The organism is Pseudoselenomonas caprae, assembly GCF_008271345.1.
GTDB classification, from domain to species: Bacteria; Bacillota; Negativicutes; order Selenomonadales; family Selenomonadaceae; genus Selenomonas_A; species Selenomonas_A caprae.
Genome location: NZ_VTOZ01000047.1, coordinates 1 through 7,492 on the forward strand (window position 1 = coordinate 1; position 7,492 = coordinate 7,492).

Annotated in this window: 6 protein-coding genes; 3 read left to right on the forward strand and 3 right to left on the reverse strand. The window is 55.9% G+C overall.

Translation table 11 applies throughout. The annotated features are described in order from the left end of the window. Positions 1 to 99: 99 nt before the first annotated feature. Positions 100 to 501 carry a hypothetical protein gene (locus FZ041_RS14035; RefSeq protein WP_075445129.1) on the forward strand — a complete coding sequence of 134 codons (402 nt, stop codon included), beginning with the start codon at positions 100 to 102 and terminating at the stop codon, positions 499 to 501. A gap of 56 nt (positions 502 to 557) precedes the next feature. Here the strand turns inward: FZ041_RS14035 and FZ041_RS14040 are convergent, their stop codons facing one another. The 3 genes from FZ041_RS14040 to FZ041_RS14050 are packed head-to-tail and all read right to left on the reverse strand — an operon-like array spanning position 558 to position 5,237. Next, positions 558 to 3,083 (reverse strand): ATP-binding protein, encoded by a 2,526-nt coding sequence (locus FZ041_RS14040; protein WP_149190020.1) that lies wholly within the window; start codon positions 3,081 to 3,083, stop codon positions 558 to 560. After that, positions 3,076 to 4,194: a BMP family ABC transporter substrate-binding protein gene (locus FZ041_RS14045; RefSeq protein ID WP_149190021.1), complete on the reverse strand. Its 1,119-nt coding sequence runs from the start codon at positions 4,192 to 4,194 to the stop codon at positions 3,076 to 3,078. Before FZ041_RS14045 ends, FZ041_RS14040 begins: the two co-directional genes overlap by 8 nt. Positions 4,195 to 4,196: 2 nt before the next feature. Then, positions 4,197 to 5,237, reverse strand: coding sequence for an HD domain-containing phosphohydrolase (locus FZ041_RS14050; RefSeq protein ID WP_075445123.1), 1,041 nt, complete (start codon positions 5,235 to 5,237; stop codon positions 4,197 to 4,199). 186 nt (positions 5,238 to 5,423) lie between these two features. Between FZ041_RS14050 and FZ041_RS14055 the strand changes: the two genes are divergently transcribed. After that, positions 5,424 to 6,152: a LytR/AlgR family response regulator transcription factor gene (locus tag FZ041_RS14055; protein ID WP_173371048.1), complete on the forward strand. Its 729-nt coding sequence runs from the start codon at positions 5,424 to 5,426 to the stop codon at positions 6,150 to 6,152. A 10-nt stretch (positions 6,153 to 6,162) separates the two neighbouring features. Continuing rightward, positions 6,163 to 7,482 carry a sensor histidine kinase gene (locus FZ041_RS14060; RefSeq protein WP_187626392.1) on the forward strand — a complete coding sequence of 440 codons (1,320 nt, stop codon included), beginning with the start codon at positions 6,163 to 6,165 and terminating at the stop codon, positions 7,480 to 7,482. The last annotated feature ends 10 nt before the right edge of the window (positions 7,483 to 7,492 follow it).

Genomic DNA, 7,492 nt, shown 5'->3' on the forward strand with positions numbered 1-7,492 from the left:
GAAAAATATAGGTTGGATTTTTAAGGTGCATTTAATGGCAAGGTGGTTTAATGCTATCGGAAAGAGTATTTCGCGCAAGTTATCAGGGGAGGCTTTTCTATGCGCATTTTCAAATCCACATTTTTGGCGTTCGTGGCTGTGTTTGTTCTGGGCAGTGTGTTTTGCCTGCAAGGGGCAGAGGCTAGACCGCATATCATTTTCCATGTAGAGCACGTCAAACTCACAGCCCCAGGCAGGGCGGCGGTCAGTGGGTATTTTGAGAATACTGGTGATCGGACGGCTTATGCTAAGGAAATCCAATATGACCTTACGGTTAGTAATCCGAATGGCGGCATCATCTATCAGAATCCCAGCATTCATCAACATACGAATGTGAAGGTAGCGCCGAATCAGAAGGTGCACCATACTTTCCAGCTCAAAGACAGCCAGATCCCGCGGTACAAGCATCGTTATCATTGGCATATCGGCAATGTGCGTACGCATTGGCATACGAATAAATGATTTAGAACGGAAAAAGCAGGCTGCTGCACGTTATAGATGCGTGCGGCAGCCTGCTTTCATGCCTGGCCGGCAGCAAGCTTGGCGACTTGCTGATAGAGTTTCATGATGTTATCGTGATGTTGTTCGATATAGGCAACGGCCTGGTCCTGCTGTTGGGGAGAGGCATCAGCTGCCAGATAGTCTTTGGCGGCTTGTTCTTGTGCTTTGGCTGCTTCGTTGAGTGCGCGGCAGCCGATGGTCAGGGCTGATGATTTCAGTGCGTGGATATTGATGCGGTAGTCCTGCCAATCGGCGGCAGTCAGGTCACGGTCGAGTTGCGTGATCTTGGCTGCGGATTGCTCGCTGAACATGGCGAGGACTTTGTCGTAGAGTGCTTGGATGTTGTTGCAGTATTTCAGGCCAATCTCGCGGTCGATAAGCGGCGGGGCTTCGGCAGCCGGTGACGGCGGCGCGGGGCTGTCAGCAGCCTGGGGGGCTGGCTGTGGTGCTGCTGGTGCAGGCTTCGGCGGTTTTTCCACCAGTCCGGGCGGCAGGTAGCGATGCAGCATGGCGGCGAGATCCTCGCCGGTCATGGGCTTGCTGAGATAGTTGTCAAAGCCCTCGTGGAGGAATTTTTCCCGCGAGCCGGAAAGGGCGGTGGCCGTCAGCGCGATGAAGCGGGTGGAGCTGTCGCCTAATAGTTCTTTTGCCTTATGCAGGGTTTCCACCCCGTCCATGCCAGGCATCATGTAGTCCAGCAGGACGACCTCGAAGGACTGCTGCTGCAAGGCCTTCAGTGCGTCGGCACCGCTATGGGCGATGACGGTCTGTACCTGTGTCTCCTTGAGCAGGCTGTCGGCGACGAAGCAGTTCATCTCATTGTCGTCGACGATGAGCACATGGGCGGCGGGAGCGATAAAGCTGGTCTGCGGGATGTCTGCATCCTCGAATTCCGGCGGGGCATTCAGGCTGAAGGCGCCGACTGGATCGAAGGAGTGGATGGCCTGCGGCAGCTCGATCGTAAAGGTGCTGCCAGTGCCGTAGGTGCTGGTGACATCTATGGTGCCAGCCATCATCTTCAGCAGGCGCTGCGTGATGGCCAGTCCGAGGCCTGTGCCTTCGATCTGGCAGTTGCGTTTGATGTCGAGCCGTTCAAAGACATGGAACAGCCGGCTCTTGTCTTCGTCGCGGATGCCGATGCCTGTATCGGTCACGGCGGCCCGCAGATAGAGCGTGCTCTCATTCCGGCGGCCGCTGATATCGAGGGTGATCGATCCTGTCGGCGTATATTTTATGGCGTTGTTCAGGAGATTGATGAGGATCTGGCGCAGGCGGCCAGCATCACCATGCAGGCCATTGGGCAGATAGGGATCGACGTGTACCTTGAATTGCAGGTTTTTGGCCTGAGCGCGCACGCCGACGATGGTGCAGACTTCACGGAGTATCTTGGTCAGCTGGTAGTCGGCAGGGACGAGTTCCATATGGCCTGACTCGATCTTCGAGAAGTCGAGGATCTCATTGATGAGGCTCAGCAGGGCCGTCGAGGCCGATTTGATGTTGTGGGCGTAGTGCTTGATTTCGCCTGGTGGCGCCTGCCGCAGGATCATCTCATTCATGCCGCTGATGGCATTGAGCGGTGTGCGGATTTCATGGCTCATGTTGGCGAGGAACTGGCTCTTGGCTTGATTGGCGGCATCGGCAGCTGCCCGCGCCTGGCGCAGCTCCTCGTTTTCAGCTACGCGCGTCTGGGCCATGAGCAGATAGATGCTCAGGCAGGCGAACAAGACAAGCATCAGCGTGAAGAGGAAGAACACGCGCTGATAGACGCTGACAATCTGTCCCGCGACTGCTGACCAGGGCATATAGCCAATCATGGAGAAGTCGGTCTGGGGGAGGTCGGCACCAAAGACGAAGAATTTTCCTTCGGCACCTTCGGTGTAGACTGCGGCGGCTTTATTGCGCTGGAGACGCCGGTGGACTTCGCGCATGCCTTGCTGGATGGCATCATCGCCCCAGAACCGCGCGTCTTCGGTCGTGTAGTTTTCATAGGGGACGGCCAGACTGCCGTCGCGGTATTGGATGATGACATGCGTGAAGGCATCGTAGTCAGAGAGTGCAAATAGTTTGGGCAGTGCGCCAATCGGATAGACTTGGTAGAGGACATAGCGGACGTTGTCCTCATAGACGACTGGTGTAGCGAGCAGGATGCCGATGTCAGGATTATAGTCGATGACCGTATTGCCGTGGAAGGCCAGCTGCAAGCGCGGAAAGGAGTCGCTCGATACAGGGCGGCCTATGGTATGGCGCTGGAAGTCGATCAGGCCGGCCTGTCCTTCGGGACATTGCAGGGACAACATGTTCAATACATCCCGTTTGTCCTCTTCATGGGTGCTCAGATGCATGGCGGCGGTCTGCAACGGGGTCAGGAAGCGGCGGAAACGCTCACCTGCCAGCAGCGAGATATCCTCGGTCTGCCGGGCTACGGAGTGTTCGGCCGCATTATTCAGCATGGTGACGATTTTCTGTTGGATGAAGATGCCTGCAAGCACGAGCAGGAACATCGTCATGGCAATCGTCAGCAGCATTTTTCTGCGATTATTCAAGGATGTCTACCCCCTTTACAAGCCAGTCCATGTGCTGGAGCAGGCGGTCGTCGCGGATGGATTCGTCGGGGCGGCAGCGCAGTTTGCCTTGACGATCGTAGATCTCGCCGGCGAATATGAACCGGCCGGCGAGCATGGCTTGCTTCAGCTGCTCGAGCTTGGCTTTTTCGTCAGCGGTGACGGCGGCAGAGAAATCGCATAACTCAACGAAGCCAGCTTCCATGCCGACCCATTGCTTATCGACGTAGTTGAGTTCGCCTTTGAGGAAGCGGCGGATGATGTCTTCGTAGTAGCGGTCCCAATTGCAGATTACGGAGGTCAGTGCATGGTCGGAGCGCCAGGCATGTTTTCCCAGATCCTCATAGTAGCCGATGTAGTCGATGCCGAGCTCCTCGGCGACATTGGCGGCTGCTGGCTCATCCTGATGATAGGTCAGGATGTCAGCACCGGCTTCGCTTATCAGACGGCGGGCTTCAGCGTCTTCCTTTTCCTCGTTCTGCCAGCTGCCGGTCCACATGACGACAACGCGGGCCTGCGGGTTGGTCTGCTGTACGCCCAGGGCAAAGGCATTGATGCCACGATTGACTTCAGAATTCTGCATGGCCGCAACATAGCCGATGACATTGCTTTTGGTGCGCATGCCAGCCAGTGCGCCGGCCAGGTACCGGCCTTGATACATGCGGATGAAGTAGGAAGTCATATTGCGGGCATGGCATTCAGCCGAGTTGGTACCAAATGCGATTTGCGGATAATCACGTACAAATTTCTGTGCTTCTTCGGAATAGGAATAACTGGCCAGGAAAATCATGCCAGCACCTGCATTGGCCAATTCCTGCACGGATTTGGTGCAGTCGCCTGGGGCTGTGATGCGCTCCTTGGTCAGCAGCTCAATACCCATATTGTCACATGCTTTGCGGATGCCGCGGTACTGTGGGGCATTCCAGCCTTCTTCGTCAATACCGCCGAGCAGGATAATGCCGGCTTTTGGTTTTGGCTGGTCGAACGTGCTGGTGGTAAAAATCCAGCAGGCGGCAGTCAGGACAATGAGGATGAAACTGATGATGAGCAACGTACCCCATTGGGATAAGCTGCGTTGTTTGTAGTCGTTCATGGTTAGCCCTCCCGGAGTTTGTAGTCCGTATCCTCATCAATGATTTGAATCATGATATCGGCAAAGAATGGGTCAAGCTGTGTGCCGCGGGCGTTTATTATTTCCTGACGAACGATGCTTTGGGGCAAGACATCGCGATAGCTGCGTTTGGACGTCATTGCATCGTAAATATCGGCAACGGCGACGATGCGGACTTTTTCCGGGATGGCTGTGCCAGCCAACGCATCGGGGTAGCCTGAGCCGTCGTAATGCTCATGATGGCTGCGGGAAGCATCGGCAAGCTCAGGCATCTCGGTCACATGGGCCAGGATCTCGCTGCCGATGATCGTATGCTGCTGGATTTCTGCATATTCCGCGTCAGTCAGTTTCGTAGTCTTGTTGATAAGGCTTGAGGGGATGCCAATCTTGCCGATATCGTGGAGCTGGGCCATGTAATACACGGCGCGTTGATAGTCTGCCGGCTTTCCTGCCCGACGGGCGATTTCCTGCGCGTATTCCGCTACGCGGTGGGAATGGCCGTTGGTGTACTTGTCCTTGGCATCGATCGTATCGGCCAGCGTCTCGATCATCTCGCGGAACAGACGCTGGGTAGATGCCAGCTGCTGCTGAGCGATCGCTGTCTGCCGGTCGATTTCCTGTTGCATATGATGCTGCAGCGCCTTCAGTTCGAGCGTCCTTTCGATGCGCCGCAGGATCAGGGTGGGAATGAATGGTTTATGGACGAAATCGAAGGCCCCGGCCTGGATGCCTTCGACTTCCGTTTCCTGATCCAGGTCGCCTGTAAGCATGATCACGGGGATCTCCTTGGTCTGCGGTGATTGCTGCAGTGCAGCCAGAACATCAAAGCCGTTCATTTCCGGCATATTGATATCGAGCAGGATGAGGTCGAACGCCTGCTCAGACAGCATGGACAGGCCTTCGGGGCCGCTGGCGGCCGCAGTGAAACCGTAGCTGCTGCTGAGGATGGCTTCGAGCATCATATGGTTCATGGCATCGTCGTCGATGGCCAGTATGTTGTAACGCTTGGTTGGCGTAGCCTTCATGGTGAGCCTCCTTTGTTGTTGGGATAGTTGTTCTCACCTTGATTTTAGCGGACTTTGGGGCGGGATGCCATGCTCTTGCCAAAGGTGGTAGATTCTTGCCAAAAATGGTAAAATCTTCCTATTTTAGAAAAATCATGTATAATGATGGTAGAAGTGATTTTCTGGATTTTTTTGTGGGGGAAAGTTGTGAAAATTGCTATTGTTGATGATGAAGCCGAGGCGCGGGATGCCTTGCAACAAGTCTTGCGCACTTGCGGAATCGAGCTTGTAGCGCAGGCGGATATGCAGCTTTTCGCCAGTGGCGAGGAATTCCTGGCCAGCTTTGCGCCAGAGATGTTCCAACTGGTGTTTCTCGATATCTGCATACAGGGGATCAATGGAATCGAGACGGCACTTGCTGTCCGCAAGCAGGCGGCGCAGCTGCCCATCATTTTTCTGACGAACAGTGCCGATTTTGCGCTGGAGGGCTATCAGGCGTATCCGGCAGGGTACCTGCTGAAGCCGGTCGAACAAGCGCGGACGCAGCTTATGGATATCTTGCAGCGCCTGTTGCCGCTGCTGGCAGACAGTTCGCTTCTGGTGCAGCTGAATGGCCGCGCGGTCAAGGTCCCTTGGGAGCGCATTGCCTATATCGATGTCCAGGGCGGCCGCCGGGTAGGCGGGCGGCGCGGCTGTGTCATCCACTTGCTGTCGGGGGCCGAGATGGCTGTCGATAATCCCTATGCGGATGTGGCTGCAGCATTGGATGTGGCTGATTTCACCGAGTGCTACAATCATGTGCTGGTCAATCTGGCGGCGGTGTCCGCGCTGACGGATGATGGTTTTGCGCTCAATAATGGCGAGCGCCTGCCCATAAGCCGGCGGCTTTACCGTGAGACGGCGCATGAATATATGGAGTATCTGCTCAGAAAGTGAGGGGCTGGCAATGGTAGTTCTCTTGGCGTTGGCATTGGTCTGTCTGCAGCTTACGGGGGTATGGCTCCGTTACCTGCCCTTTGCCAGGACTGTATTGGCTGCTCAGCGGCGCAAGCTGCAATGGCTGTCGGTTGGCTGGGGTGTCCTGGCGGTTTTAGGCTATACCGCTGTTCTGAACATGTATGACGGGGATGTCTTGCGTTTCAAACTGCTGGTGGCTTTTGGCTGGGTGCCCTTTTTCCTGCTGGCTTATTACTGCATTCCGCGGGGCTTTGTGCAGCATTTGTTTGTCCTGGGGATGCACAGCTTGTTTTCGCTTTTGCTGCATACGATCAGCGGGTTTATCGTCGGCGGGCTCCTGCCCGGGGATTATAGTTATATCCTGCACATGCTGGCACTGCTGAGCTGCTATCTGGTGCTGTTCACGCTGCTGATCCCGTTGGAGCGGCGCTTGTTCAGCCGCTTGGTGCCAACGCAGCGTTTCTTCCAATATCGGCCTTTGGGGCTGTATATCTCTTTGATGCCCTTAGTGGTGCTGTTTGCCTATGCCTTGCCGATGCTGGACGGGCAGCTCTATCATAGCGTGCCCGAACGCGTGGGCCGGCTGGCCCTGCCCATTTTCTTCTTCTTGATGTTCCGGCTGGTGCTGATGGCTGGACATCAGATGTCAGAGCATACGGCGGAAGTCAATCGCAATAATCTGCTGGCGCAGCAGCTTTATTCGCTGCGGGAGTACACCAGGCTCGAGGAAGAGAAGCGCCAGGCGCTGCGCGTCCTGCGCCATGATATGCGCCATTACAACCGGCTGCTGGGTACCCTGCTGGATGGGGGGCGCATCAGCGAGGCCAGGCAGCTGGTCGACAAGCAGGCAGCGGAGCTGGAGCACACGGCTTTGCAGGAGTTCTGCGCCAATGACCTGATCAATGCGACGCTGTCGATCTATGTGTATCATCTGGGTAATCTGGAGATCCCACTGCAGCAGAAAGTGAACTTGCCGCGGGAGATGACCGGCATGGATACGGATGTGGCTATCCTGCTGTCCAATCTGCTGGAGAATGCCCTGCACGCGAGCATGCGGCAGCCGGTCACCGATCGTGCGGTCAAGGTATCCGCGCAGTATACGGGCGGGCAGTTCGTCCTATCGGTGGCCAATCGGTTTGCCGAGCCGCTGCTGCTCGATGCGGATGGACTGCCATACAGTGAGCTGCCCGGACATGGCACAGGCATGATCTCGTTGCGGTCGTTTATCCAAAAGTATCATGCCCGGTGTGATTTCCGCCAACAGGATGGCTGGGTCACGGTGATGGTCTATTGGCAGGGAACGGATTAGACACGAAAAA

Excerpts from the sequence above, each read along its gene's own strand:
- FZ041_RS14035 (WP_075445129.1), top strand. The coding sequence starts at position 100 with ATGCGCATTTTCAAATCCACATTTTTGGCGTTCGTGGCTGTGTTTGTT.
- FZ041_RS14045 (WP_149190021.1), bottom strand. The coding sequence starts at position 4,194 with ATGAACGACTACAAACAACGCAGCTTATCCCAATGGGGTACGTTGCTC.
- FZ041_RS14050 (WP_075445123.1), bottom strand. The coding sequence starts at position 5,237 with ATGAAGGCTACGCCAACCAAGCGTTACAACATACTGGCCATCGACGAC.
- FZ041_RS14060 (WP_187626392.1), top strand. The coding sequence starts at position 6,163 with ATGGTAGTTCTCTTGGCGTTGGCATTGGTCTGTCTGCAGCTTACGGGG.